The 26,043-nt window shown below is 47.5% G+C and carries 25 protein-coding genes; 15 read left to right on the forward strand and 10 right to left on the reverse strand.

What is annotated here, in order from left to right:
* Window positions 1–16: 16 nt before the first annotated feature.
* From H1R82_RS04115 to H1R82_RS04140, 6 genes are all read right to left on the reverse strand, one after another.
* Window positions 17–529 carry a M57 family metalloprotease gene (locus H1R82_RS04115; protein WP_181731680.1) on the reverse strand — a complete coding sequence of 171 codons (513 nt, stop codon included), beginning with the start codon at window positions 527–529 and terminating at the stop codon, window positions 17–19.
* Between the two features lie 176 nt (window positions 530–705).
* Window positions 706–1,386, reverse strand: coding sequence for a DUF7847 domain-containing protein (locus tag H1R82_RS04120; protein ID WP_181731679.1), 681 nt, complete (start codon window positions 1,384–1,386; stop codon window positions 706–708).
* A gap of 18 nt (window positions 1,387–1,404) precedes the next feature.
* The gene (locus tag H1R82_RS04125; protein WP_181731678.1) at window positions 1,405–2,241 is read right to left on the reverse strand and encodes a BAR domain-containing protein; all 837 of its coding nucleotides are present in this window, start codon (window positions 2,239–2,241) and stop codon (window positions 1,405–1,407) included.
* A gap of 19 nt (window positions 2,242–2,260) precedes the next feature.
* Window positions 2,261–3,232: a hypothetical protein gene (locus H1R82_RS04130; RefSeq protein WP_181731677.1), complete on the reverse strand. Its 972-nt coding sequence runs from the start codon at window positions 3,230–3,232 to the stop codon at window positions 2,261–2,263.
* Window positions 3,233–3,839: 607 nt separating this feature from the next.
* Window positions 3,840–5,111 (reverse strand): glutamate/aspartate:proton symporter GltP, encoded by a 1,272-nt coding sequence (gene gltP / locus H1R82_RS04135; protein ID WP_181731676.1) that lies wholly within the window; start codon window positions 5,109–5,111, stop codon window positions 3,840–3,842.
* Between the two features lie 217 nt (window positions 5,112–5,328).
* On the reverse strand, window positions 5,329–5,466 hold the full coding sequence (locus tag H1R82_RS04140) for a hypothetical protein (RefSeq protein ID WP_181731852.1): 138 nt from the start codon (window positions 5,464–5,466) through the stop codon (window positions 5,329–5,331).
* Between the two features lie 190 nt (window positions 5,467–5,656).
* Here H1R82_RS04140 and spo0A point away from each other — a divergent pair, with 190 nt between their 5' ends.
* Window positions 5,657–6,457 carry a sporulation transcription factor Spo0A gene (gene spo0A / locus H1R82_RS04145; protein WP_181731675.1) on the forward strand — a complete coding sequence of 267 codons (801 nt, stop codon included), beginning with the start codon at window positions 5,657–5,659 and terminating at the stop codon, window positions 6,455–6,457.
* 29 nt (window positions 6,458–6,486) lie between these two features.
* Here spo0A and H1R82_RS04150 read toward each other — a convergent pair whose 3' ends face one another.
* On the reverse strand, window positions 6,487–6,726 hold the full coding sequence (locus H1R82_RS04150) for a hypothetical protein (protein ID WP_181731674.1): 240 nt from the start codon (window positions 6,724–6,726) through the stop codon (window positions 6,487–6,489).
* A gap of 18 nt (window positions 6,727–6,744) precedes the next feature.
* Window positions 6,745–7,686, reverse strand: a complete 942-nt coding sequence (locus H1R82_RS04155) for a superoxide dismutase (RefSeq protein WP_232333872.1) — start codon at window positions 7,684–7,686, stop codon at window positions 6,745–6,747.
* 149 nt (window positions 7,687–7,835) lie between these two features.
* On the opposite strand from H1R82_RS04155, the gene H1R82_RS04160 reads away from it, so the two are divergent.
* Both H1R82_RS04160 and H1R82_RS04165 read left to right on the forward strand, forming a co-directional pair.
* Complete coding sequence (locus H1R82_RS04160; protein ID WP_181731672.1) at window positions 7,836–8,402, forward strand: TetR/AcrR family transcriptional regulator; 567 nt, start codon at window positions 7,836–7,838, stop codon at window positions 8,400–8,402.
* Between the two features lie 133 nt (window positions 8,403–8,535).
* Window positions 8,536–10,689 carry an MMPL family transporter gene (locus H1R82_RS04165; protein ID WP_181731671.1) on the forward strand — a complete coding sequence of 718 codons (2,154 nt, stop codon included), beginning with the start codon at window positions 8,536–8,538 and terminating at the stop codon, window positions 10,687–10,689.
* A gap of 75 nt (window positions 10,690–10,764) precedes the next feature.
* Here H1R82_RS04165 and H1R82_RS04170 read toward each other — a convergent pair whose 3' ends face one another.
* Window positions 10,765–11,025 carry a DUF2627 domain-containing protein gene (locus tag H1R82_RS04170; protein ID WP_181731670.1) on the reverse strand — a complete coding sequence of 87 codons (261 nt, stop codon included), beginning with the start codon at window positions 11,023–11,025 and terminating at the stop codon, window positions 10,765–10,767.
* 124 nt (window positions 11,026–11,149) lie between these two features.
* Here H1R82_RS04170 and H1R82_RS04175 point away from each other — a divergent pair, with 124 nt between their 5' ends.
* From H1R82_RS04175 to H1R82_RS04210, 8 genes are all read left to right on the forward strand, one after another.
* A complete protein-coding gene (locus tag H1R82_RS04175; RefSeq protein WP_181731669.1) occupies window positions 11,150–13,210 on the forward strand; it encodes a sigma-54 interaction domain-containing protein in 2,061 nt (686 codons plus the stop codon).
* A gap of 227 nt (window positions 13,211–13,437) precedes the next feature.
* The gene (gene ptb, locus H1R82_RS04180; protein ID WP_181731668.1) at window positions 13,438–14,343 is read left to right on the forward strand and encodes a phosphate butyryltransferase; all 906 of its coding nucleotides are present in this window, start codon (window positions 13,438–13,440) and stop codon (window positions 14,341–14,343) included.
* 22 nt (window positions 14,344–14,365) lie between these two features.
* Entirely contained in the window at window positions 14,366–15,466 is a 1,101-nt protein-coding gene (locus H1R82_RS04185) for a Leu/Phe/Val dehydrogenase (protein WP_181731667.1), read from the forward strand.
* 35 nt (window positions 15,467–15,501) lie between these two features.
* Complete coding sequence (buk, locus tag H1R82_RS04190; protein WP_181731837.1) at window positions 15,502–16,614, forward strand: butyrate kinase; 1,113 nt, start codon at window positions 15,502–15,504, stop codon at window positions 16,612–16,614.
* Window positions 16,607–18,034 carry a dihydrolipoyl dehydrogenase gene (lpdA, locus tag H1R82_RS04195; RefSeq protein WP_181731666.1) on the forward strand — a complete coding sequence of 476 codons (1,428 nt, stop codon included), beginning with the start codon at window positions 16,607–16,609 and terminating at the stop codon, window positions 18,032–18,034. Before buk ends, lpdA begins: the two co-directional genes overlap by 8 nt.
* 18 nt (window positions 18,035–18,052) lie before the next feature.
* Entirely contained in the window at window positions 18,053–19,042 is a 990-nt protein-coding gene (locus tag H1R82_RS04200) for a thiamine pyrophosphate-dependent dehydrogenase E1 component subunit alpha (RefSeq protein ID WP_037997459.1), read from the forward strand.
* A 20-nt stretch (window positions 19,043–19,062) separates the two neighbouring features.
* Window positions 19,063–20,049 carry an alpha-ketoacid dehydrogenase subunit beta gene (locus H1R82_RS04205; RefSeq protein WP_181731665.1) on the forward strand — a complete coding sequence of 329 codons (987 nt, stop codon included), beginning with the start codon at window positions 19,063–19,065 and terminating at the stop codon, window positions 20,047–20,049.
* Between the two features lie 24 nt (window positions 20,050–20,073).
* A complete protein-coding gene (locus tag H1R82_RS04210; protein ID WP_181731664.1) occupies window positions 20,074–21,378 on the forward strand; it encodes a dihydrolipoamide acetyltransferase family protein in 1,305 nt (434 codons plus the stop codon).
* Between the two features lie 100 nt (window positions 21,379–21,478).
* On the opposite strand, the gene H1R82_RS04215 is transcribed toward H1R82_RS04210, so the two are convergent.
* The gene (locus tag H1R82_RS04215) at window positions 21,479–21,655 is read right to left on the reverse strand and encodes a hypothetical protein (protein WP_156097763.1); all 177 of its coding nucleotides are present in this window, start codon (window positions 21,653–21,655) and stop codon (window positions 21,479–21,481) included.
* Window positions 21,656–21,971: 316 nt separating this feature from the next.
* On the opposite strand from H1R82_RS04215, the gene H1R82_RS04220 reads away from it, so the two are divergent.
* From H1R82_RS04220 to H1R82_RS04235, 4 genes are read left to right on the forward strand one after another with little or no spacing between them, the layout of a single operon-like run.
* Entirely contained in the window at window positions 21,972–23,612 is a 1,641-nt protein-coding gene (locus H1R82_RS04220; protein ID WP_181731663.1) for an acyl-CoA mutase large subunit family protein, read from the forward strand.
* 16 nt (window positions 23,613–23,628) lie between these two features.
* The gene (locus tag H1R82_RS04225) at window positions 23,629–24,045 is read left to right on the forward strand and encodes a cobalamin B12-binding domain-containing protein (RefSeq protein ID WP_181731662.1); all 417 of its coding nucleotides are present in this window, start codon (window positions 23,629–23,631) and stop codon (window positions 24,043–24,045) included.
* A complete protein-coding gene (mce, locus tag H1R82_RS04230) occupies window positions 24,038–24,463 on the forward strand; it encodes a methylmalonyl-CoA epimerase (RefSeq protein WP_181731661.1) in 426 nt (141 codons plus the stop codon). Before H1R82_RS04225 ends, mce begins: the two co-directional genes overlap by 8 nt.
* 6 nt (window positions 24,464–24,469) lie before the next feature.
* Entirely contained in the window at window positions 24,470–26,017 is a 1,548-nt protein-coding gene (locus H1R82_RS04235; RefSeq protein ID WP_508613968.1) for an acyl-CoA carboxylase subunit beta, read from the forward strand.
* Window positions 26,018–26,043: the final 26 nt, after the last annotated feature.

Raw genomic sequence — 26,043 nt, forward strand, 5'->3', positions numbered from 1 at the left:
GAAACCTCCTTAAGAATTAATAAATGGCATTCACTCCGCTGATGTCATCCTGGGTCGGGGAATAAACCGTTCTCCCGTCATTGCTGTACATGACCGCTCCACCGGGCCCCAGCCGGTCTTCATGGGCAAGACCGATCGCATGCCCCAGTTCGTGCGTAATGACCCCTTTTCGTACCTGAGAAGAATAACTGTCGGTATAATAACGGTTAATGGAAATATCCATTTGGTAAACCGTGCTGCCTGAAGCGGAAGTGACGGTGCAAAGGCCACTCCAGGAAACATTTCCATAATTGCCGGCCTCCGTGCGAATACCGGCACCGGACCCTCCGTAACTGAGATTTGCATCCGTCCGGCTGCTCCATTCCGCAGCGCCGTTTTCGCACTGTGTCGTATAGTCGCCTCCCATATCGCATTCATACGTAATATTGCTGCTTGACCATCTGTAACCCCACAAATTGTAAGCAAAGGCCGGAGTCCATGCCAGCAGGGTGACCACAAACAAACTGAGGACTACCAATTTTTTGGCCAAGAAAAACCCTCCTTATAAAAATATTCTGACTATATAATTGGCTACAAAGGAGGGAAAACCTGCTTTTTTATATAAAAAAATTCTAATTCAAAATACTTTTATACAAAAAGACAAATAACAAACCGACAAGGAAAAAAGCAAGATCCCTTACAGGGACCCTGCTTTTGAATTGGGCTTCAGACTGCTGTGTCAGGTTGTTCTTTCCACTCTTGGTATAACAAGCCGGTGGCAAAAGTAACAATCGGAACAAACAACATATTGACCAGCATGACCACGGATGCCACCACGAGGTAGCGGTCGGTGAATAAGAATGTGATCGATTGGAAGATCCACTCGACAGCCAGTTCCACGATCAAGAAGCCAAAAATGATACCAAACAGTTTCCAGAAGTTGCTTTTGCCAAATTGAAAGGCTTGTTTGAAGCCTTCCCACCATTTTTTTTCGTCGAGGACCACGGCAAAAGGGAAGGCATTAAACAGGACCATCAAAACCAGTCCCGGGATAAGCAGAAGGAAAGTTCCGGTGACCACTCCCAAAGTATAGAGAATGGACATCACAAAGACGACAAAGCCATATTGCCAAAAGCTCCCGTATGCACTCGAAAACTCAATGTATTCTCGTTTCCGGTAACTGTCAAAGAGCTTGATAAAAGGAATTTGGACGAGCGATCCGGCAATCAACATATTGATGCCGTAGAACAAATCAGCGAAATGTAATTCAAGTATTCCATAATATAGGTAAAAATAATTGTTGACCAATAAACACAGAAACTGGACTGGAACGGTCACGATCAAACCCAGCAATAAGATCTTGCCAAATTCTTCGCGATACAGTTGAAACGAATCCCGAATGAGCATTTTGTCCTCCTTCAATATTTAGTCTCTGGGGTTGCGAATCATCTCAATTTGTTTTTTCCTTCCTTGTGCATTGGCTTTCTCCCGATATATGTCGTTTTTAAAGTCTTCGTATTCATCCATGGTTGCCTTGTCGGCATTCAGCCATTTATGCAGTTTATTCAGCCGCATATAGGAAACCTGTTTTGAGAGATCCAAAAAAGAAATGGATGCTTTTAGTTGCTTCATGAATTTTGTCCGTTCTTCTTCCGTTTCAATCTGCACTTCAAATTGTTTTTTCATATTCTCCATCATAAGACGGTAATTTTCGTCCACTTTATCGTGGAATTCTTTTGTAACAACATAATCTGTCGTCAATTCAGTGTAATATTTTTTTGCGTTTTCCACGACTTCTTTCAGCTGATCCTGTGTTTCAAACATGGTATTGGGGATGGAACAAAAGACATCATATCCCTTTTGAAAAGCGGGATCATTGGAAGCATGGACCGTATCTGCAAAAGAATCCAACAGGGATTGCAACTTTTTCCACACCCCCATCGGTCTTTTGGACCAGTCTGAGCCTTGGGCAAGAACGTTTGTCAGTCCGGTTTCAACTCCGGAGAGATAATAGTATACATCAAGACACTCTTTATGAAGAGGTAAAGATCCATCTTCTCTGATAACTAAAATGCCTGTCAACTCTTCTTTTGTATCTCCTACATTACAATAAGTTGCATAGAAATATGTTTTTCCATTTAAGAAAGCTTTTTGGGGATAGATATTAAATTTTTCTCCGTCTTTTAAATGTTCTTTTGCCACATTTTTTATAAGCTCTGGAGGTTCCGGATTGGGTCTGCCTTTTAATTCTTCCAAATTCATTGTTTTAGCCCTCCTTTGTTTAACCGAAAAGTTTGTTCCAAGCCGATTTTACACCATTTTTCACGGCGTTAACCCCTTTTTTCGCCAAATCAACGGCTCCTTGTGCCATCTTTTTGATGCCTTCCCGATGGGTCCAAATGGCACTTCCAGCCCATAATACCGTACCGGCAGCGGCTAAACCGATTCCCCAAGGGGTGGGGCCCATCAAGGCTCCTGCAGAGATCAGGCCTTCACCGAAACTTCCCACAGCTTTGATGGCTGCATCCCGGGCTTCGGCACCTTTGCCGGCTTTCCATTTTTTGTAGGTGTCAATCAGATTATTTCCTGTATCGATAGCGGCAACACCAATGCCAACCCAGCCGAGACCTTTGGACAATTTGGAAACGGAACTGAGTTTTCCGATTTGACTTTGAATCTCGGCTCTTTGTGTAAGGGTTGTATAAGTTGATAATCTTTGTTTTAAATTGTTTATTTCTTTCAAGGTTTTATATTTATCCCAAACTTCTTTGCCCTTTTCTATCCCATCCCAAGTATCAATAAAGATTTTCCCGGCGGACCCATCTTTAAAAACCAAGTTCCCCATGGCTGCCCGCGGGATTTTCACGATGTTGCCGTAAACGGCACCCTTGGGGGAGATTTCATCAATCGGATTGTAAATATAAGGTTCAATGGAAGCTGCTTGTTCTTTGGCAAAGTCATTGACCACAAATTTGGTGACTGTCCAAGGATCCGGACCGTCGTTTTTCTTTTCGTTTTTGGATTGCGGTTGTTGCTTTTGCTCCGGTGATTCCACTTTGGTGTTTTTATCATTGATCTTTTTTTGCTCTTCCGGTTTCGGCCCTTCCTTCGGTTTGTAAAAGTGGTCATCGACCGAAGGAACGTTGATGCCGCTTCCTTCAGCGTGGGAAATCGCCGGTGACAATGGAATGACAATTCCGATCATCATGCAGATGATTGCCATCAGGAGGCGGTGGGTCATGTTTTTTCGCATGTGACGCATACACACGGTTACGGAAAACAAAAGCAGAAGGTTGGGTTTTAAACCGTTTCCTTCCGTGACGCAAGTATGTATGTGATTTGTTTTCCGTAACAGATTCACCTTCCTTTCTTTGGATGTGATTTCATGGCTGTCATAACAGACAGAATGAACCCGGGGGTTCACTCTGTTTAAGCAATATTTCGATTTATTTGCAAACCGGTTTACGGTTTACAACCTATGTAAATAATTCATAAATCATAGCCAATTATACTTGTTTTTGTAATATTCGATTTAACGCAATCTTGTCTATATTGTTAATTCTTTTTTAAAAGCGCTTGAAATGGATGGTTTAAGGGAAAAATACAAATTTTTTCAACATATTTTTTTATATTAGCATATTTTGTCTTGGAAGGGTAGTGATGAGCGAAGAAATCAGGAAGGAAATCTATAAAAAAGGAGTAAATCAGATAAAGTCATTCATAATTTCATTCCATGGAGTTTAAATTGCATCTTTTACGGTCAGATGCTGTCGGATGGAGATTGCAAGGGGGAGGGGAAGGTGTTATGTTATGAGTCGTTTCAATCAATGAGAAAGACTGCTGTTTGAAACGCAGCAGTCTCAGGCGGCATTTTTGATTTCTTCCAGATAGTCTTTGGCTTTTTGTTCGTTAAATTGTTTTTCCCATTTGGACATGACGACCGATGCCAAAGAATTGCCCATGACGTTGACAACCGTACGCATCATGTCCATAATGCGGTCGACGCCGGCGATGAATGCCAATCCTTCTGCCGGGATGCCGACAACATGCAAGGTGGCTAACAAGACCACGAAGGAAACTCCCGGAACTCCGGCAATTCCTTTGGAGGTTATCATGAGTGTGAGCAAAAGGGTGACCTGTTGGGTGATGGTTAAATCAATGCCATACATCTGGGCGATGAAAATGGCGGCAATGGCTTGATACAGCGTGGAACCATCCAGATTAAACGAATAACCGGTTGGAATGACAAACGAAGTGATCGCTTTCGGGCAGCCAAACCGCTCCATTTTCTCCATCAATTTTGGCAAAACGGCTTCCGAGCTGGAAGTGGAGTAAGCCAGAATCAATTCGTCTTTTAGGATCTTGACCAAATGGAAAATGTTGACCCCGACGATTTTCGCGGTAAGCCCCAAGACAACGACAATGAAAAAAATCATGGCCGCATAAACCAAGATCACCAGTTTGCTCAAAGGAATCAAGGATTCGATTCCAAATTTGGAAACCGTGACCCCGATCAGGGCAAAGACGCCAAATGGAGCAAATTTCATGACGGTATTGGTGACATAAAACATGGCATCGGCGGTTCCTTGGAAAAACTTGAGCACGGGTTTTCCTTTTTCACCGATCGCGGCGATCCCGAGGCCAAACATGACGGAGAAGAAGATGATGGCCAACATGTCGCCTTCCACAATGTCCGCAAACAAGTTTTCCGGGACGATTTGGACGATGGTGTCAATGAACCCGTGTTCTTCTGTTTCTTTCGTGGTTTCTTGATATTGGCTGATATCGGTTTGCTCGATGGATTGCATGTCAATGCCCTTACCCGGTTGAAACACATTGGCGGCGAGCAAACCAACCAGCAGGGCGATGGTGGTGATGATTTCGAAATAAAGAATGGTTTTTCCGCCGAGTTTCCCCAGTTTTTTGATGTCACCGACACCGGCAACGCCGACAATGATGCTGGAAATGACAATGGGGATGACGATCATTTTAATAAGGCGCAAGAAAATGTCGCCGACGGGTTGCAGGTATTTTTCGATATTCGGATTGCCGAAGAAAACGGCTCCGACAATGATTCCCAAGATAAGCCCGATAAATATTTGCCATGCCAGACTGATTTTGACCTTTTTCATTCAATCACCTCGCAAAAATTGACATGATTATAAATGTTTATGACTATTTATTAATTGATCTAGTAAATAAACGACAAATAATATGTTAAAAGAAATTTAAAGATGAATCAATCTTTATAACAATAATTGTATTTATTTGAATATACTTGTTTTTCAATCTATAAGTTTGGAAATAAAAAAAACCGGGAAGATAAATCCCAGTTTTTCGGTGAGTGAATTAAGTTGACGGACGGTCCGGCCCTTCCAGCTTTTTGTTTCCAAAGCCGGCGGCAAATTCGGTTTCGGTTTTGTTTTGCTGTTTGGTTTTCCCGGCTTTTTTCTTTTGTTCCAAGCTGGAGTTGGACGTTTTTTTCAAAGCGGTTCACTCCTTTCTAATTTTAATATGCAACTTTTTCGTGGTTTTACACCGAATTCGTTTTATGAAACTGTATATTTTTTTATTTTCTTAAAAATTATGCCCTCAGCAAAAGGCGGAATGCAGGAAGTTTTGATTCTTTGTCGAATGGAAAAAATAAACTGTTTTGGACGATTGGGAGGGTCTTCCATTGAATAAAATCCGAGTGATATTAGCGGATGATAATCGGGAATTTGCTGATTTGCTTAAAGAACATTTGAACGGACAGGGAGATATTGAAGTGATCGGTGTGGCCCACCACGGGGGCGAAGTCATTGAAATGTTGAAACAGGAAATTCCCGATGTTTTGATCTTGGATATTATCATGCCTCATTTGGACGGACTTGGCGTATTGGAACAGCTCCAGCAAATGGATCTGGAGTTTGATCCGAAAGTGATCATGCTCACGGCATTTGGCCAGGAGAACATCACGCACCGGGCAGTGGAACTGGGAGCTTCCTATTACATATTAAAGCCGTTTGATCTGGATGTGTTGACCCACCGGATCCGGCAGATGAAAGGCATTGCTTCCAAGCCGGCACTGGTGAAATCCGGCTCTTCCGCCCCGTCGGGAAAAGCGTCCTCCGGACAAAAAGTCAATAATTTGGATGCCAATATCACCAATGTGATTCATGAGATCGGTGTCCCGGCCCATATCAAGGGGTATCTGTATTTACGTGAAGCCATTTCCATGGTTTACAATGAAGTGGAGTTGCTCGGGGCGATCACCAAGTCGCTGTATCCCCGGATTGCCAAAAAATACAACACGACTCCGAGCCGTGTGGAACGGGCGATCCGCCATGCGATCGAAGTGGCTTGGAGCCGTGGGAACATGGATTCCATCCGGGAGCTGTTCGGTTATACGATTAACGTGACCAAAGCAAAACCGACAAACAGTGAATTTATCGCCATGGTTGCCGATAAATTACGCATTGAACATAAAGTCGGGTAAGCCGCCACTGGATCGTGGCGGTTTTTTCATCAGCGGATTCGTACTTTTTCGGAACGGTCAATCCATAACCGGTGTTCTTTTCTCGCTTCGGTGATTTCCCGGTAAAGGGATTCGGCTTCTTCATATCGGCGGGCTTTTAAAGCTTGGCGAAATCTTTTTTCCAGCGGTGCCACCACTTGTTGATGAAAAAGGTTTGCACGGGAAGTGTATTTGGGTTTGGCAGGACGTTGTTCCTGCCGGTTTGTCGAATGTATTCTTTTTTTGCCCATCAGTCATTGCCTCCTTTTTTAAGCAGGGGACCAGGTCACTTTCCTGACGGTTGAAAAACGTTTTTTTACTTCCGGCCAATAAACCACATTCCACCAGTTGTCGATGTATGCTTTGCGATTATTTTTATATTTCAAATAATAAGCGTGTTCCCAAACATCCAGGGGCAGCAAAGGAATCACATCTTGCTGGGAAAGGTTTTGGTGTTTTTCCGCTTGCAAAATTTCCAGGCGATGGGCCCTCGGGCTCCAGACCAAAATGGCCCAACCGCTTCCTTCCACCTGTTCCGCCGCGCGGGAGAAGTGTTCCTGAAACCGTTCGAAGCTGCCAAAATCCGTATTGATTTGGTTTCGGAGAGAGCCGGACGGTTCCCCGCCTCCTTCCGGATTCATGATTTCCCAAAAGATGGTGTGCAAATAGTGGCCGGCACCGTGGAAGGCGGCTTCCCGTTCCCAATGCTTCAACAAAGTAAAATCCCCTTCCAGACGGGCGGTTTGGATCATTTTTTCAGCCCGGTTCAGTCCGTCCACATAGCTTTGATGATGTTTGTCGTGATGCAGTTGCATGGTTTCCGCATCAATATACGGTTCCAGCGCATCATAGGGATAGGGAAGCGGAGGCAGTTGATGTTGTCCGACGGGAACGCGGGGCTCTTGCAATGGTTTGGGGGATTCCGGCGGTTTCGGTGTTTCTTCAGCAAAAGAAATTGTGATGGGCGTGGAAAGGTTTTGGAATCGTGCGATGAGTTGCTGTAAAGTTTGGTAAAGGGTATAAGGGTCTTTAAAAGGTACTTGCTTTTCCAAATTGCAGATTTGCTTCCACAACTTCCGTCCCGCTTGTTTCTTGTGGGGGTCGGCAGTGGCTTGCAATTGCTCCTCCAGCCGGGTGCGGTAATATTGAAACAAGGGGATGAGCGATTGCCTGTGCCAATGGCTGAACCAATTCAGATTTGGAAGTGACATAAGCTCCATTCTCCTCCGCAATTGCTTTTTTTCCACATTATGTATAAACGCCCAAAACAGTGAATGAAAAAGAAAAAACGGAGAAGGGCCGAAATCATGTTAAAATAAATGGTTGCATCAGACATTGAAAATGGATTGGAGGCGACAGGGTGGCTCGGGAACGCAAGTTTTCAACAGATGAATTGTTTCGTGAAACCAAACAAATTCTTCAATGTAAAGGTTATGACGCTTTTACCCTCAGCCGGTTGGCAGAATGTTTGAATGTATCACGCGGGACCATTTACAAATATTATGAGAATAAAGATGAATTAATTATGGCTTATATGATTGATGAAATGAATCGGTTTCTTATGAAACTGAATGAAATGGAAAGCAGGCAAGGTTTTTTCGCCCAGTTTGAATTTCTGTTGCACCTTTTATTTGAAAACGAAAATATTGATCAACTTATGGAGATCGGACAGCAAATTTCAGCAAGTACGAACAAGGTCAAAGAGAAAAAAGAAGAATTAAGCCGACTCCATTTAATGATTTATGACCGCTTGCAACAATTAATCCAATTGGGGCGCAAAGAACAGGTATTGAAAGAGGAAATTCCGGATGAACTGATCTTGGGATTTATTTTTAACTCTGTGGCCATTCCACGCAGTGAAGTTCCATGGGATCAATGGGTCAAGAGCATCAAGGAAATCATCTTTTATGGAATGGTTAAACGTTGAGAAGAATTCGTATATTGTTTTTTGATTGACACAAGTGTCACCAATGTTTATGATCTTAAGTGACACTTGTGTCAATTTAAATTCAAAGTGACAGTGTTGTTACTTTTCGTGGAAAGGGGAAATCAGATAAGCGATGCACAAGGTTCTGCAAGCAGTGACGGATCGTGTGACTACGAAGAAGGGAGTTTGGATCACGTTGGCCGTATGGCTGATTGCCGTGGTTCTGCTCGCCCTTTTTGCTCCGGGGGCAAAAGATTATGAAGTGAGCCAAGTGGACTCTCTCCCGGGTGAAGCCCAATCGGTCATTGCCCAAAAGAAACTGGATCAGTACTTTCGTCAGGACGGAACACCCGCCATTTTTGTTTTTCAGTCCAAACACGGTGAATTGAAAGCCGAAACGCTTTTGGAGTTGTTGAAGAAAATTGAGGGAGCAGATCTGAAGGGGCTGAAATCCGCCGTTCCCCTGCAAAACCTGCCTCCCCAGGCAATGATGGGATTTTTCTCGGATGACAAGACAACCGCCGTCCTTCCTTACATGTTTGATGAATCGCTGGAAACGAAAGAGATCAAAGAGGTAAGGGATCAGGTTTTGGAGACCGTCGGGAATCATCCGGAAATTCAGCTTTATGTGACCGGTCCGGCCGGAATTGCCGCGGACACACTGGATCTTTTCTCCAGAGCAGATCTGGTGCTTCTTTTCTCAACAATCGGGTTAATCCTTGTTCTTTTAATTGTGATTTATCGTTCTCCATTGTTGGCCCTGATTCCGCTGATCGCCGCGGCATTTGTTTATGAGGCTGTGATGCAGATTCTGGGGTTGATGGGGAAAGCCGGGCTGGTATACAGTAATCAGACGGTTTCGATTATGTCAATTCTTTTGTTTGCAACCATCACGGATTATTCTTTGTTCGTCTTTTCCCGTTTCCGGGAAGAACTGAAAGTGCATGAGGACAAATTTGCCGCCATGAAATCGGCCATGAGAGGCACGGGGATGCCGGTCTTCTTCTCGGGTGGAACGGTTTTGGCCGCCATGCTTGTTTTGTTCTTTGCTCAGTTTGGGGATTACCGGAACTTTGCCCCGACTTTTTCCACGGCGATGGCGGTGGTCATGCTGGCATCCGTGACCTTGATTCCTGCTTTGTTTGCGGCTTTCGGAAGAAAGGCATTTTGGCCCAAAGTGCCCCGGGTCGGGGAAGCAAATATCAAAAACAACGCCGTTTGGAGCCGGATCGGGCATACGGTCGTCAAGAAACCGGGGGTTTTTGTGGCGGCCATCGGGATTTTTCTCCTTTTGTCGGCAAGCTATTTGACGAACTTGAACTATGAGTTTGACACGATGAAATCGTTCCCGGAAGATATGCCTTCGCGCCAAGGGTATGAAGTGCTGGAGCAAAAGTTTGCCAAAGGGGATTTGGCACCGACCACCGTTTTGTTGGAAGCGGAGGAGAAGGTTACCAAAACGCAGATGGATTCCTTGCAACAGACGTTGGAAAAACAGCCGCTCGTCAGCCAGGTGCGCCCCAATGGAACGGACGAATCCGGAAAAGTGGTCCGTTTTCAGCTGACTTTTGACGAAAATCCCTATGCGGTGAAAACCATGGATGCCATGGAACAAATGGTCAACCATTCGGGGCAGATTTTAAAAGAGAGCGGATTGAAAGGCAACTTGTACTTTGCCGGGGAAACCGCCAACAAAGTGGATGACCGTATCATCAATAACCGGGACACGTGGCTCATTGTCCTGTTGGAAACCATTTTGATTTTCTTGCTCCTGATTGTTTTGACCCGGTCTTTTAAAATGCCGGTATACATGATGGGAACCATTTTGATATCGTTTTTGGCCGCGTTGGGGCTGGGAATGCTGTTGACCAAGTGGTTCTTCGGCATTGATTCCATCAGCAACCGGGTTCCGTTGTATTCGTTTGTGTTCCTGGTGGCACTGGGCATCGACTATAACATCATGCTGATGTCCAGGTTCCAGGAAGAGCGGAAAAAACACCCGGTCAAGCAAGCGGTCGAAAATGCCGTGGCCAGCACGGGAGGGGTCATTTCCTCCGCCGGAGTCATTTTGGCCGCAACCTTTGCGGTATTGATGACCCAGCCGATACAGCTTCTGTTTGTCTTTGGTTTCATTGTGGCTGTGGGCATTTTGTTGGACACTTTTTTGATCCGGGGCATGCTGTTGCCGGGCATGATTGCATTATTTGAAAAAGACAAAGCGTCCAAAAAAATGGAAGAGAAAGAGAAGGAGCCTGCTTCCACCGCCGGGCTTTTGGATAAAGCCTGAAGATGCGGCGGACAGAAATCAAAAAGAGGATGGGGAAGAATCCCTTCATCCTCTTTTTTGTGCAGTCAAAAAAGGTTAAGAGGAAATTTTGCCTTTTTGACTTTTGAGCCGGTTTCTTTTTTTGTCATGGTGAAAAATGAAACCACCCAGAAAGGCGATGCTGGCCAGAAATAAGATGAGGGAACCTGTAAACGGCAGCCAGGCAAAGGGTTGGCCGGACAGAAAATCATGGAATATGTCGCGCATCCATTTCCAACTGTATGCGGCCGATGCTCCCGGAATGCACATGATAATGATGGCCAAGATACGTTCATACACAGGTTTTGATGGTTTCATCAATCCGGTCCGTCCTTTCTGTATCTTCTTTAAACATAGTAGCGCAGGTTAGCGGATATTACCACCCGCTTTTCAGAGAAACAATATGATAAGATGAATGGCGAAGGAGGAAGGAGGAATTCCGATGAAAACGTTTCTTATTGTGGGAGGCGGTCAGGGCGGGATTGCCATCTTGCAAACCTTGTTGTCCATTGATTTTGTCAAAGTGATCGGAGTGGTTGATGTAAATCCTGACGCTCCTGCGATTTCAGAAGCTGAGAAACATGGGATTCCCACAGGAAGACAATTCGAACCTTTCCTGGATCCGGCGCCGGATGTGGTATTGGAAGTGACGGGAGATCCGAAAGTTTATGACCGGCTGGGGGAATTGAAACATGAAGACACCTTGTTGATTTCAGGCGCGGTGGTCGATCTGTTGATCCGGCTGGTGGAAGAAAAAAAGAAGTGGTTCATGGCTTACAAGCGCCGGCAACAAGAGTTGGAAACGATTTTGGATTCCACCCATGACGGAATGATTGCGGTGAATAAAGAAGCCCGGATCACGTTGTTTAACCGGGCGGCGGAAAAGATGATCGGAACCTCGGCCGCCAATGTGCTGGGGAAAAAAATCGAAGATGTGATCCCCAAATCCCGTTTGGAGTGGGTCTTAAACAACGGAAAGGCGGAATTGAATCAAAAGTTTAAACTTCCCAGCGGAATGGAGATATTGACCAACCGTGTGCCGGTAAAGGGGCAAGACGGAAAGGTGATCGGAGCGGTTTCTGTATTCCGGGACATCAGCGAGCTGAAGAACATGTCCCAACAAATCATCGACTTGGAAAGCATGAAAAGCTTGCTGCAGGCCATCATCGATTCCTCGGAAGATGCCATTTCCGTCGTGGACACCAACGGAATGGGAATACTGATCAATCCGGCCTACACCCGATTAACCGGACTGAAACCGGAAGACATCATCGGGAAGCCGGCGGATACGGATATCTCCGAAGGGGAAAGCATGCATATGAAGGTGCTCCGGACCAAAAAGCCGGTGCGCGGCGTCCAATTAAAAGTGGGTCCCCATCGGAAAGAAGTATTGGTCAATGTGGCTCCGATCATGATGGAAGGGGAATTGAAAGGCAGTGTGGGAATTATTCACGATGTTTCCGAGATCAAACGGCTGAACCGGGATCTCGAACGGGCGCGCCGGATTATCCGTAACCTGGAAGCCAAATATACATTTGATGACATTATCGGAAGTTCCGAAACGATGAAATACAGCATCGAACAGGCCAGGCAAGCGGCAGAAACCAGAGCGACCGTCTTGTTGAGAGGGGAATCGGGAACCGGGAAGGAACTGTTTGCTCATGCCATTCACAATGCCAGTGACCGCAAATACAACCAGTTTGTCCGGGTGAATTGTGCCGCCTTGTCCGAATCCTTGTTGGAAAGCGAGTTGTTCGGCTACGAAGAAGGAGCGTTCACCGGAGCAAGGCGCGGCGGAAAAAAAGGCCTTTTTGAAGAAGCCAACGGCGGCACCATTTTTCTGGATGAGATCGGCGAGCTGAAGCCGAGCACCCAAGCAAAACTGCTCAGAGTGCTGCAGGAAAAAGAAGTTTTGCGGGTGGGCGGTACCAAATCGATTCCGATTGATGTCCGGGTGATTGCGGCAACCAATGTGTATTTGGAAAAGGCCATTCAGGAAAAACGCTTCCGGGAGGACTTGTATTACCGCCTGAACGTATTGCCGATTCATATTCCCCCGCTTCGCATGCGGAAGGAAGACCTGGTGGATTTGGCCCGGCATTTGATTAAAAAGTTTAACCAGGAATATGGACGGAATGTGGAAGAGATTGATCTGGAAGCGATCCAAACCTTGCATCAATATTCCTGGCCGGGAAACGTCCGCGAATTGGAAAACGTTTTGGGGCGGGCCATGATCAATATGGAGTTTAACGAAAGGGTCATGAAGAAAAAACATTTGCCGCCTTTGGATTTATCCCGGGCAAAAGAGGGACAAGACTTAAATGGCCGGTTGGAAAGTGATACAGATATTCAACCGTTGAAAGATGTTATACAACAATTTGAAAAAAATTATTTAAAAAAAGTGTATGAAAAAACCAACAAGAACAAAACGGAGACGGCCAAAGCGCTGGGAATCTCCGTCCGAAGCCTTTATTACAAGCTGGAGAAATACGATCTGATTTGATTTTGCAAAAAATTGCATGAAAAAAATTTCCTTTCTCTGCACACTTTTGCAAACGAAAAAAATCTAAAATAACAAAAGCCGCTGATAAAATCGCGGGATTTTCATTTTTTGACGAGGTTGGCACGCCATTTGCATATCAGTATGGCGGCCGGCGAAATCGTAAAAACTATCATTGACGAATGGAAAGGACGACTCAAACAATAGCCGGAATGAAGAGGTGTTTAAGTATGTTGAGATCCTTTGGAGAAATACTAAAAAAAGCAGAATCGTTGCCGTCCGTCAAGGTTGCCGTCGCAGCAGCCGATGATCAGGATGTGTTGGAGGCTGTTCGTGATGCCATGCAACATGGAATTGCCGAATTCCTGTTGTTTGGGGACGAAGCCAAGATCCGGGAGATCAGCCGACAAATCGGTCTTGATATCAATGACGGGCAAATCTTTCATGCGGATTCCCCCGCGCAAGCTTCAAAAATGGCAGTATCCGCCGTTCGTGACCAACAAGCCGATGTGGTGATGAAAGGGATGGTTCAAACGGCTGACTTTTTGCGGGCCGTCTTAAATAAAGAAAAAGGCTTGAGAACCGGCGCTGTATTGAGCCATGTGGCCACGTTTGAAGTTCCGGGATATGACCACTTGATTCATGTCACCGACCCGGCATTGAATGTGGCTCCGGATCTGAAAGAAAAAACCCAAATTGCCCAAAATGTGATCCGGTATTGTCACACGCTCGGAAATACCGAACCGAAAGTCGCGGTCCTGGGTGCAGTGGAAGTGGTAAATCCCAATATGGACGCGACACTTCATGCTGCCGCTCTCGCGCAAATGAACCGCCGCGGCCAAATCAAAGGCGCTTTGGTGGACGGGCCGTTTGCTTTGGACAATGCGGTGTCCGTGAGAGCAGTGGAACATAAAGGAATTGAGAGTCCTGTTGCCGGACGTGCGGATGTTTTGTTGGTGCCGGACATTGAGGCAGGAAACATGCTGTACAAATCCATGGTGTATTTTGCCAACAGTAAAATCGGTGCCGTTGTTCTGGGAGCTGCCGCTCCGGTGGTATTGACTTCCCGTGCGGATTCGCCGGAATCCAAACTGTATTCGATTGCGCTTGCCGTGTTGCAAGCAGCAGCCCAATGATCTGATTGAGGAGGAATGAAAGATGAAAATCTTCGATTACATGGAAAAATATGATTATGAACAACTCGTCATGTGCCAAGATAAAGAGTCCGGCCTCAAAGCCATCATTTGTATCCATGATACCACCCTGGGGCCGGCTCTGGGTGGTATGCGCATGTGGACTTACGCTTCGGAAGAAGAAGCCATCGAGGATGCGCTGCGCCTGGGAAGAGGGATGACTTACAAAAATGCAGCTGCCGGCTTAAACCTCGGCGGCGGAAAAACGGTGATCATCGGCGATCCGAGAAAAGACAAAAACGAAGCCATGTTCCGTGCTTTGGGACGCTTTATCCAAGGATTGAACGGACGGTACATCACGGCGGAAGACGTGGGAACCACTGTGGAAGACATGGATATCATTCATGAGGAAACCCGTTACGTGACAGGCGTATCGCCCGCTTTCGGTTCCAGCGGCAACCCTTCACCGGTGACGGCTTACGGCGTATACCGTGGAATGAAAGCGGCTGCAAAAGAAGCTTTCGGCGATGACTCACTCGAAGGCAAAGTGGTGGCTGTTCAAGGAGTGGGACATGTTGCTTACGAATTATGTAAGCACTTGCATAATGAAGGGGCCAAATTGATTGTGACCGACATCAACAAAGAAAATGCAGACCGTGCCGTGCAAGAATTTGGTGCCGAATTTGTTCATCCGGACAAAATCTATGATGTGGAATGCGACATTTTTGCTCCTTGTGCGCTCGGGGCGATCATTAATGACGAAACCATTGAACGCTTGAAATGCAAAGTGGTGGCCGGTTCGGCAAACAATCAGCTGAAAGAAGAGCGCCATGGAAAAATGCTTGAAGAAAAAGGAATCGTCTATGCGCCGGATTATGTGATCAATGCCGGAGGCGTGATCAATGTCGCCGATGAATTGCTGGGTTATAACCGTGAGCGTGCGATGAAAAAAGTGGAAGGCATTTACGACAAAATCCTGAAAGTGTTTGAGATCGCAAAACGGGACGGCATTCCGAGCTATCTCGCAGCAGACCGCATGGCGGAAGAACGGATTGAAATGATGCGCAAAACAAGAAGCACATTTTTGCAAGATCAACGCAACCTGATCAATTTTAACAACAAATAAGGGATGGAAAATTGCAGGCAGATTAGAATGGAGTGTTGAAGGTGGAGCCGATTCGGGTTCTGGCAATTAACCCTGGATCAACTTCGACGAAAATCGGTGTGTTTGCGGACGAAAAACCGATTTTGGAAGAAACATTGCGCCATGATCCAAATGAAATAGCAAAGTTTAAAGACATGTTTGACCAATATCCGTTTCGCAAACAGGTGATTCTGGACACCTTGGATCGCGAAGGGATCAACTTGAACAAACTGGACGCCGTGGTCGCACGCGGAGGGTTGTTGAGACCGATTCCGGGCGGAACTTACAAAGTGAATGAAGAAATGATCGCTGATCTGCGTTCAGCGGAATATGGCACACATGCTTCCAACCTGGGTGCCATCATTGCCCAAGAAATTGCGGATCAATTGAATATTCCGGCATTCATCGTGGACCCGGTGGTGGTGGATGAATTGCAACCGGTTGCACGGATTTCCGGGATTCCTGAAATTGAGCGGAGAAGCATTTTCCATGCTTTGAACCAAAAAGCAGTGGCCCGGCGCGTTGCTCAAAAATTGGGGATGACCTATGAAAAAAGCCGTTTTATTGTTGTGCATATGGGAGGCGGCATCACGGTGGGTGCGCATCTGGAAGGCCGGGTGATTGATGTCAACAACGGATTGAACGGAGAAGGACCGTTTTCGCCCGAACGTGCGGGGACGGTGCCGGTTGGCGATTTGATTTCCCTCTGTTTTTCCGGCAAATACTTTGCCAGTGAAATTATGCGCATGGTTGTCGGGAAAGGCGGACTCATGGGTTATCTGGGAACGACGGATGCCCGCGAAGTAGAAAAGATGATTGAAAACGGGGATGAAAAGGCGGCTTTGATTTATGAAGCGATGGCTTATCAAGTGGCCAAAGAAATCGGAGCTTATTCCACGGTGTTAAACGGACAAGTGGATGCCATCATTTTGACGGGCGGTCTGGCCTACGGGAAATCTTTCACCAAAATGATCCAAGATCGTGTGGATTGGATTGCCCCTGTGCATGTGGTCCCTGGAGAAAATGAATTGCAAGCATTGGTCGAAGGAACGTTGCGTGTGGTTCGCGGCGAAGAAGAGGCCAAGCATTATCCACCGATAGAAAAAGGAGTCGAGGTAGTCCATGGCTGAGAACTATGATCTCGTCGTATTGGGGGCCGGGCCCGGCGGTTATGTCGCCGCTGCCCGTGCCGCCCAACTGGGAATGAAAGTGGCTGTTGTCGAAAAGGAACGCTTGGGAGGCGTCTGCTTAAATAAAGGATGCATCCCGACCAAAACTTTGTTGAGAAGCGCCGAGCTTTACCATAACATGAAAAACAGCGAAGAATTTGGAATCACTGTCGGGGATGTCAGTCTGGAATTTAACCGGGTGCAAAAAAGAAAACAAAAAGTGGTCGACACCTTGCATAAAGGAGTCGAAGGACTTCTCAAGAAAAATAAAGTGGATGTTTATTACGGAACCGGCCGCATTTTGGGCCCGTCCATTTTCTCGCCGATGCCCGGGACCATTTCCGTGGAGCACGCGGACAGCAGTGAAGAACCGACGATGTTGGTTCCCAAAAACGTGTTGATTGCAACGGGTTCCAGACCCCGAACACTGCCGGGGCTCGAAGTTGACGGTCAATTTGTCATGAACTCGGACCATGCCTTGCAAATGGAAGAGCTTCCGAAATCCATGATTATCATCGGAGGCGGCGTTATCGGGGTTGAGTGGGCTTCCATGCTGAGCGACTTTGGTGTGGATGTCACCATTGTGGAGTATATGGACCGGATTTTGCCTTTGGAAGATGAGGATGTCAGTAAGGAGATGGCCCGTCTTCTGAAGAAGAGAAAAGTAAAAATCCTGACCGGTGCCAAAGTGCTGCCGGAAACCGTCACTGCTCAGGATGGAAAAGTGACCATGCAGGTGGAAAAAGGCGGGGAAGTGACAACACTGGAGGCCGACCGCACCCTTGTATCCGTCGGGCGTGAAGCCAACATCGATGACATTGGCTTGCAAAACACCTCGATCAAAGTGGAAAAAGGTGTCATTCAAGTCAATGAATTCATGCAGACGGAAGAAAGCCACATTTACGCCATTGGTGATGTCATCGGCGGATATCAGTTGGCTCATGTGGCTTCGCATGAAGGAATTTTGGCAGTGGAACACATGGCCGGCAAAGAAGTTTATCCGATTGATCCGCTCACCATTCCGCGATGCACATACAGCCGTCCGGAAGTGGGAAGCATCGGTTTGACCGAGGCACAGGCCAAAGAGAAAGGCTATGAAGTCAAAGTCGGCAAGTTTCCGTTCCGGGCCGTCGGAAAATCATTGGTATTCGGAGAAATGGACGGATTCATAAAAATCATCTCCGACAAGAAAACTGATGACTTGCTGGGTGTGCATATCATCGGTCCCCATGCAACCGATATGATTTCGGAAGCCGGGCTGGCGAAAGTATTGGATGCAACGGCTTGGGAAATTGCCCATACCATTCACCCGCATCCGACATTATCCGAGGTTTATGCCGAAGCAGCGATGGCTGTTGACGGAAAACCGATCCATGGTTAACGAAAGGGGCGTTTTTTGATGAGCGAATTGAACCATCGGGAATTGGGATTAAGCGATGACCAAGTGTTGGATATGTACCGTTACATGCTTTTGGCGCGCAAAGTGGATGAGCGCATGTGGCTTTTGAATCGGGCCGGTAAAATTCCCTTCGTGATCTCTTGTCAAGGTCAGGAAGCCATCCAGGTGGGGGCTACGTTTGCATTGGATCGCGAAAAAGACTGGCTCTGCCCTTATTACCGTGATTTGGGCATGATGCTGGTATTTGGGCAAACCGCCAGAGACCAAATGCTGTCTGCCTTTGCCAAAGCAGAAGATCCAAACAGCGGCGGACGCCAGATGCCCGGACACTATGGAGATCACCGTTTCCGCATTTTAACCGGTTCCAGCCCGGTGACGACCCAAGTGCTTCATGCGGTGGGAATCGCTTATGCCGGAAAACTGGAAAACAAAGATCATGTGGTCCTCACCACTTGCGGGGAAGGTTCCAGCAACCAGGGGGATTGGCATGAGGCATGCAACTTTGCGGGGGTTCATAAACTGCCTGTGATCTTTATGGTGGAAAACAACAAATATGCCATTTCCGTGCCGCTCTCCAAGCAAGTGGCCGGGGGCGAAGTGTGGAAACGGGCAGAGGGATACGGATTCCCCGGCATCAAAGTGGACGGAAACAATCCGCTTGAAGTTTACAAAGCGGTCAAAGAAGCAGCTGAACGTGGCCGGAAGGGAGAAGGCCCCACATTGATCGAAGCCGTTTCCTACCGTTTGGTTCCGCACTCCAGTGATGATGATGACCGTACTTACCGGGCACGGGAAGAAGTGGAAGAAGCAAAGAAAAAAGACTCATTGGTCGTCTTTAAAAATTACCTGATGGATCAAGGTGTGTTGACCGAGGAGAAAGAAAAAGAAATTCAGGATCAAATCGCCAAAGAGGTGAATGATGCCACGGATTATGCGGAAAAAGCACCTTATCCGGAACCTGAAACCATTCATGATCATGTATATGCCTAATCGAGCAGGAGGGAATGAATATGCCGGTCATTTCATATATTGATGCGGTGACACAAGCACTGAAGGAAGAAATGGAACGTGATTCACGTGTTTTCGTGCTTGGAGAAGATGTGGGGGTGCGCGGCGGTGTTTTCCGGGCAACCGACGGCCTGTATGAACAGTTTGGGCCGGAACGGGTGCTGGACACGCCCCTGACGGAATCTGCGATTGTCGGAGTCGGGATTGGCGCAGCGGCTTACGGGATGCGTCCGGTGGCTGAAATCCAGTTTGCGGATTTCATCATGCCGGCGTATAACCAAATTGTCAGTGAAGCGGCGCGGATTCGTTACCGCTCCAACGGCACCTGGCATGTGCCCATGGTGATTCGTGCTCCGTACGGCGGAGGCGTTCACGGTGCATTGTACCATTCACAAAGCGTGGAAAAGCTGTTCACCGGTGTTCCCGGATTGAAAATTGTGATGCCATCCACTCCTTATGATGTCAAAGGGTTATTAAAATCGGCGATCCGCGATGACGACCCGGTGTTGTTCTTTGAGCACAAACGTTGTTACCGGTTGATTAAAGGAGAAGTTCCGGAAGAGGATTATACCGTTCCGATCGGAAAGGCTGAAGTGAAGCGGGAAGGATCCGATGTCACTGTGATCACCTACGGTCTGATGGTTCATTACGCTTTGCAGGCTGCTGAAAAATTGGAAAAAGAAGAAGGAATCAGCACCCATGTCCTGGATTTGCGCACATTGGTCCCGCTGGATAAAGAAGCGGTTCTCGATGCGGTGAAAAAGACCGGAAAAGTGATCGTGATTCATGAGGATAATAAAACAGGAGGATTTGCCGGGGAAGTTTCTGCGGTCATTGCCGAAGAAGCCTTATTTGAATTGGATGCCCCCATCAAACGTCTTTGCGGTCCGGATGTACCTGCCATGCCGTACAGCCCGCCGCTTGAAAAAGAATTTATGTTGAATCCGGAAAAAATTGCAAATGCCATTCGCGAATTAGCAGAATTCTAACCAGATGAGGAGGTTCTTCCCAAAATGGCGACCGATATTTTAATGCCTCAGCTCGGGGAAAGTGTAACCGAAGGCACCATTGCAAAATGGCTGAAAAAACCAGGAGATCCTGTAGCCAAATATGAACCGATTTGTGAAGTGTCCACAGACAAAGTGAATGCCGAAGTTCCGTCAACTTATGAAGGAACAATGGCGGAAATCATTGCTGAAGAAGGCGAAACCGTCGAAGTCGGGCAACTCATTTGCCGCATCGAAGTGGCAGGCGAAGAAGGCGGCACGGAAGTACCGGCCAAAGAAGAAGCTTCCGCTCCCGCCCGGGAAGAAGCCAAAGCACCGGAACCAAAACCGGCCGCACAAAAAGAGGATTCCAACAAACATCGCTATTCTCCGGCCGTCATGCGCTTGGCCCAGGAAAATAACATCGATTTGACGCAATTGACCGGAACCGGAAAAGGGGGACGGATCACCCGTAAAGATGTCCTGAAAGCGATTGAAGAAGGAACCGGAAGGGCCGCTGCTCCGGCTCAACCGTCTCAACCGGCAGCACCGGCTCCGGAAAAAGCGGCCGAACCCAAAGCCGCGGCAGACAAACCCGCTGCCAAACCGGCATCCGGTTCCGGCATTGTGCTGGAAAATGGCGATACCGAGATTCCTGTCTCCAGCGTGCGCCGTACCATTGCCAACCGCATGGTGCAAAGCAAGCATGAAGCACCCCATGCCTGGACGATGATGGAAGTGGATGTAACGGGGCTTGTGGAATTGCGCAACCGCATCAAACATGACTTCCAAAAACGCGAAGGCGTCAAGTTGACCTTTATGCCTTTCTTCATCAAAGCGGTTGTGGATGCGCTCAAAGAATACCCGATCCTCAATTCGGTTTGGGCGGACGACAAAATCATCCTGAAGAAACGCATCAATATTTCGATGGCCACGGCCACCGATGATGCCTTGTATGTACCGGTGATTCATGATGCGGATGAAAAGAGCATTCTGGGACTGGCCAAAGCCGTACAAAACCTGGCCGAAAAAACACGGAACGGAAAATTGGAACTGGCCGACATGCAGGGCGGAACGTTTACGGTGAACAATACCGGTTCATTCGGTTCGATCCAGTCGCAACCCATTATCAATGCGCCGCAGGCAGCCATCCTGTCCTTTGAAGCGATCGTGAAGCGCCCGGTGATCTATAACAACATGATTGCCGTCCGGGACATGATGAATATTTGCTTGTCCCTCGACCATCGGATTCTCGACGGCCTGGTGGCGGGACGTTTCTTGAATCGCGTCAAAGAACGTTTGGAATCCTATGGTCCCGACACGCAAATCTGACGTTGACCAAAAAAAGGCACCCATTTCCGGGTGCCTTTTTTTCGGATGGAACAAAAAAACAAGGTTCTCACCAGGGCCGATGAAAACCTTGTTACCGCTTTTATTGGAGTCCGATAAAGAAATCATACAAAGCAAGCAAAGTCACTCCAACGACTCCCAATGTAAAGATGCCACCGATCACAAAGCCGGGTTTGTTTCCGGTTTTTTTGTTGTACCATGCTCCGCGTACGGCAAGAATACTGATGATGACCAAAAGCGGTACCATAAAGTAATCCATCGTCATTCCACCTACTTTCTCAAACTCCAGTCGATTTCAGTATAAACCTGAGAATGATTCATTAACCGTTAGTATATGGAAATCAGAATTAAAACATACTGGTGCAAATGGAAGCTGCAACCAGAGTAACAATGAAGTAAACCTGGCTTGAACTCAGGCCGTTTGTAAAATAATTTACCTCAGGTTACATTGTAACCAACATTGTCACCAATGTCCATGTTCTTTCCGATCGTAAAAAATCATTCAAAGATGATAAATATTTGTTATATTAAGAAGTGAAAGCGTTTTATCATATCTTGAGAGGAGACTGTCAATAATGAATAAATCATCCAAGCAAGAAAAATTGAAAATTTGGCAAGAAAAAACCGATCGGCTCCTCCAAAAAACGCCGGAAAGAAAAGAGAAATTTCATACATCCTCGGAGATTGAAGTGAAACGCCTTTATACAGAAGCGGATGTACCGGAAGATCCGGGGTTGCCGGGAGAGTTTCCCTATACACGCGGGATTTATCCCACCATGTATCGCAGCCGGCTTTGGACCATGCGGCAATACGCCGGTTTCGGGTCCGCCGGAGAAACCAACAAACGGTTTCGTTATCTGTTGGAACAGGGGCAAACCGGACTCAGTGTCGCTTTCGACCTTCCCACCCAGATCGGCTATGATTCGGATGATCCCATGTCGCAAGGGGAAGTGGGGAAAGTCGGGGTGGCCATTGACTCCCTGAAGGACATGGAAAGGTTGTTTGCGGGCATCCCGTTGGATCAGGTCAGCACTTCCATGACCATCAATGCACCGGCCAGCGTATTGCTGGCGATGTACATTGCCGTTGCGGAAAAACAAGGAGTGCCTTCCGAAAAGCTGAGAGGAACCATTCAAAATGATATTTTGAAAGAATATATTGCCCGTGGAACTTACATCTTCCCGCCGAAACCGTCCATGCGCTTGATTACGGATGTGTTCCAATATTGTGCGGAACATGTTCCCAAGTGGAATACCATCAGCATCAGCGGATATCACATCCGGGAGGCCGGTTCCACTGCGGTTCAGGAGATTGCATTCACTTTGTCCGACGGCATCGCTTACGTGGAAGCCGCACTGGAAGCGGGTTTGGAAGTGGATCAGTTTGCACCCCGTTTGTCCTTTTTCTTCAATGCGCATAACCACTTTTTTGAGGAAATTGCCAAATTCCGTGCAGCCCGGCGCATTTGGGCCAAAATTATGAAAGAGCGTTTCAACGCGTCGAACGAGCGCTCGTTACAATTGCGTTTCCATACGCAAACAGGTGGATCCACGCTGACGGCCCAACAACCGGACAACAACATTGTGCGGGTGACCTTGCAAGCATTGGCGGCGGTTCTGGGCGGAACCCAAAGTTTACACACCAACTCCCGGGATGAAGCATTGGCCCTGCCCACGGAAGAGTCGGCAAGAATCGCCTTGCGGACACAGCAGATCATTGCGCATGAAAGCGGTGTTGCCGACACGGTGGATCCGCTCGGAGGATCGTATTATATCGAAGCGTTAACCGACCGGATCGAAAAAGAAGCTTGGCGCTATATTGAAAAAATTGACAAAATGGGCGGGGCGGTCCGTGCCGTGGAGGAAGGGTACATGCAGCAGGAAATCCATCGGGCTGCCTTGTCCACCCAAAGAGAAATCGAGTCCGGCAAACAAGTGGTGGTCGGTGTGAACCGTTACCGGTTGGAACAAGAAACCGAACCACAATTGTTGCGGGTGGATCCGGCCATTGCCAAACAACAAGTGGAACAATTGAGGGAATTAAAAGCCAAACGGAACGCAATGGAAGTGGAGGAAAAGTTAAACCGGTTGAAAAAAGCGGCGCAAGGGACGGAAAACCTGATGCCTCATATTCTGAACGCCGTCAAAGCGTATTGTACGATCGGCGAGATTTGTCATGTGTTGCGGGAAGTTTTTGGCGAATACCGAGCGGGATAAAAAGGGGGAAATTGAAATGAAGCGGACGATTCGTGTGTTGATCGCCAAACCCGGGTTGGACGGCCATGACCGGGGGGCGCTCATTATTGCACAAGCGTTGAGAGACGAAGGGATGGAAGTGATTTATACCGGTTTGCGCCAAACGCCGGAGCAGATTGTTGCCCAGGCGATTCAAGAAGACGTGGATGTCGTCGGCTTGTCTTGTTTGTCGGGGGCTCATAACGAATTGTTTCCCGAAGTGGTGCGTCTGTTAAAAGAACAAGGCGCTGGAGATATTCCGGTCATTGCAGGCGGGGTGATCCCGCAAAAAGATGTGGAGTTTTTGAAACAGCAAGGCATTGCCGAAGTGTTTACACCGGGGACCCCGACGAAACAGACAGCGGATTTTATCCGGAAACTGGTTGCCGAAAAGGAGCGTCAACAGCATGAGTGAAGGGAAAACCAAAAAAATCAGCCATATCGGAATTGCCGTTCGCAGTCTGAAGGAAGCCGTTCCTTTGTACCGGGATATTTTCGGGTTGGAATACGAAGGGGAAGAAGTGGTGGACAGCGAGCAGGTTCGCGTGGCTTTTTTTAAGATCGGAGAAAGCCGGATTGAATTATTGGAACCATTGTCAGAAAGCAGCGCAATTTACAAATATTTGCAAAAGAAAGGGGAAGGGATTCATCACATCGCCCTGGAGGTCAGTAATTTAAATCAGCGGCTGTCGGAATTAAAAGAGAAAGGGATCCGGTTGATTCATGAACAGCCGAAACCCGGAGCCCATCAAATGAATATCTCTTTTTTGCATCCGAAAGCAACCGGCGGTGTATTATACGAGCTTTGTGAACCTCGAGAAAGAGAGGAGTAAACCACCATGAATATGTACCAAAAGATTGACCAGCTTTATGAAAAGCGCCGCAAAGTGGAAATGGGCGGCGGGGAAAAAAAGATCCGGTCCCAACATGACAAGGGGAAATTAACGGCCCGCGAACGGATTGATTTGCTGCTGGATGATGACAGTTTTGTCGAGTTGAACACGTTTGTGGAACACCGGGCGGTGCATTTTGGCATGGATCAAAAACAAGCACCGGGGGAAGGGGTGGTGACCGGTTACGGAAAAATTCACGGACGGGACGTTTATGTCTTTGCCCAGGATTTTACCGTATTTGGCGGGGCATTGGGCGAAATGCATGCACTCAAAATTGCGCGCTTGATGGATTTGGCCGCCAAGAACGGGGCCCCGGTCATCGGCTTGAATGACTCGGGAGGGGCAAGGATTCAGGAAGGCGTGGTTTCGCTGGATGGATACGGCCATATTTTTTATCGCAATTCCATTTATTCCGGGGTGATTCCCCAGATTTCAGTCATAATGGGGCCTTGCGCCGGAGGGGCCGTCTACTCGCCGGCCATTACCGATTTTGTGTTTATGGTGGAAAAAACCAGCCAAATGTTTATTACCGGACCAAAAGTGATTGAAGCCGTCACCAGAGAACAAATCAGTCCGGAAGCACTGGGCGGGGCGAAAGTGCATGCCGGTGTGAGCGGAAATGCCCATTTCACCGCGCCGAGCGAGCCGGAAGTTTTGGAGCAGGTCCGCCGCCTCATGCAGTTTCTCCCGCAAAACCACCGCGAAAAACCGCCTGTGGTTCCGTACCAGGATGAGGATGACTGGATTGAAGAACTGGCGGAGATCGTCCCGGTGGAAGAGACCAAAGTGTATGATGTCCGGAAAGTGATTGAATACATCGTCGATGGCGGCGATTTTATGGAAGTCCATGAATCATTCGCGCGCAATCTGGTGGTTGGTTTCGGCCGCATTGCCGGCCGGACGGTGGGAATTGCCGCCAATCAGCCCAAAGTGATGGCAGGCAGTCTGGATATCGATTCATCAGATAAATTAAGCCGGTTTATCCGGTTTTGCGACAGCTTTAACATCCCCATCATCACCTTTGAGGATGTGACCGGCTTTTTCCCGGGGGTCAACCAGGAGCATCGCGGGATTATCCGGCATGGAGCCAAAATTTTATATGCTTACTCCGAAGCAACTGTCCCCAAAATCACGGTCATTTTGCGCAAAGCTTTCGGAGGGGCTTATGTGGCCTTAAACAGCAAGGCGATCGGCGCGGATCTGGTATTTGCCTGGCCGAGTGCGGAAATTGCCGTCATGGGGGCGGAAGGAGCGGCCAACATTATTTTTTCCCGCACAATCCAAGAGAGCGAAAATCCGGAACAAACCCGGCAGGAAAAAATCCGGGAATACAAAGAGAAGTTTTCCAATCCTTACATTGCGGCCAGCCACGGCATGGTGGATGATGTCATCGATCCGCGGGAAACCAGACAGAAATTAAAACAAGCTTTAAAGATGTTGGAAAACAAAAAAGAAAGCCGCCCGGCCAAAAAGCACGGGAATATTCCGTTGTAAGGCCAGGAGAAGGATGCGAAAAGTGG

This window comes from Thermoactinomyces intermedius (genome assembly GCF_013912365.1).
Taxonomy (GTDB): domain Bacteria; phylum Bacillota; class Bacilli; order Thermoactinomycetales; family Thermoactinomycetaceae; genus Thermoactinomyces; species Thermoactinomyces intermedius.

What these genes read in the sequence shown, in the direction of transcription:
- H1R82_RS04120 (WP_181731679.1), bottom strand. Translation starts at nt 1,386, where the DNA reads ATGCTCATTCGGGATTCGTTTCAACTGTATCGCGAAGAATTTGGCAAG.
- H1R82_RS04125 (WP_181731678.1), bottom strand. Translation starts at nt 2,241, where the DNA reads ATGAATTTGGAAGAATTAAAAGGCAGACCCAATCCGGAACCTCCAGAG.
- H1R82_RS04130 (WP_181731677.1), bottom strand. Translation starts at nt 3,232, where the DNA reads ATGCGAAAAAACATGACCCACCGCCTCCTGATGGCAATCATCTGCATG.
- gltP (WP_181731676.1), bottom strand. Translation starts at nt 5,111, where the DNA reads ATGAAAAAGGTCAAAATCAGTCTGGCATGGCAAATATTTATCGGGCTT.
- H1R82_RS04150 (WP_181731674.1), bottom strand. Translation starts at nt 6,726, where the DNA reads ATGGGCAAAAAAAGAATACATTCGACAAACCGGCAGGAACAACGTCCT.
- H1R82_RS04155 (WP_232333872.1), bottom strand. Translation starts at nt 7,686, where the DNA reads ATGTCACTTCCAAATCTGAATTGGTTCAGCCATTGGCACAGGCAATCG.
- H1R82_RS04165 (WP_181731671.1), top strand. Translation starts at nt 8,536, where the DNA reads ATGCACAAGGTTCTGCAAGCAGTGACGGATCGTGTGACTACGAAGAAG.
- H1R82_RS04170 (WP_181731670.1), bottom strand. Translation starts at nt 11,025, where the DNA reads ATGAAACCATCAAAACCTGTGTATGAACGTATCTTGGCCATCATTATC.
- H1R82_RS04175 (WP_181731669.1), top strand. Translation starts at nt 11,150, where the DNA reads ATGAAAACGTTTCTTATTGTGGGAGGCGGTCAGGGCGGGATTGCCATC.
- ptb (WP_181731668.1), top strand. Translation starts at nt 13,438, where the DNA reads ATGTTGAGATCCTTTGGAGAAATACTAAAAAAAGCAGAATCGTTGCCG.
- H1R82_RS04185 (WP_181731667.1), top strand. Translation starts at nt 14,366, where the DNA reads ATGAAAATCTTCGATTACATGGAAAAATATGATTATGAACAACTCGTC.
- lpdA (WP_181731666.1), top strand. Translation starts at nt 16,607, where the DNA reads ATGGCTGAGAACTATGATCTCGTCGTATTGGGGGCCGGGCCCGGCGGT.
- H1R82_RS04200 (WP_037997459.1), top strand. Translation starts at nt 18,053, where the DNA reads ATGAGCGAATTGAACCATCGGGAATTGGGATTAAGCGATGACCAAGTG.
- H1R82_RS04205 (WP_181731665.1), top strand. Translation starts at nt 19,063, where the DNA reads ATGCCGGTCATTTCATATATTGATGCGGTGACACAAGCACTGAAGGAA.
- H1R82_RS04210 (WP_181731664.1), top strand. Translation starts at nt 20,074, where the DNA reads ATGGCGACCGATATTTTAATGCCTCAGCTCGGGGAAAGTGTAACCGAA.
- H1R82_RS04215 (WP_156097763.1), bottom strand. Translation starts at nt 21,655, where the DNA reads ATGGATTACTTTATGGTACCGCTTTTGGTCATCATCAGTATTCTTGCC.
- H1R82_RS04220 (WP_181731663.1), top strand. Translation starts at nt 21,972, where the DNA reads ATGAATAAATCATCCAAGCAAGAAAAATTGAAAATTTGGCAAGAAAAA.
- H1R82_RS04225 (WP_181731662.1), top strand. Translation starts at nt 23,629, where the DNA reads ATGAAGCGGACGATTCGTGTGTTGATCGCCAAACCCGGGTTGGACGGC.
- mce (WP_181731661.1), top strand. Translation starts at nt 24,038, where the DNA reads ATGAGTGAAGGGAAAACCAAAAAAATCAGCCATATCGGAATTGCCGTT.
- H1R82_RS04235 (WP_508613968.1), top strand. Translation starts at nt 24,470, where the DNA reads ATGAATATGTACCAAAAGATTGACCAGCTTTATGAAAAGCGCCGCAAA.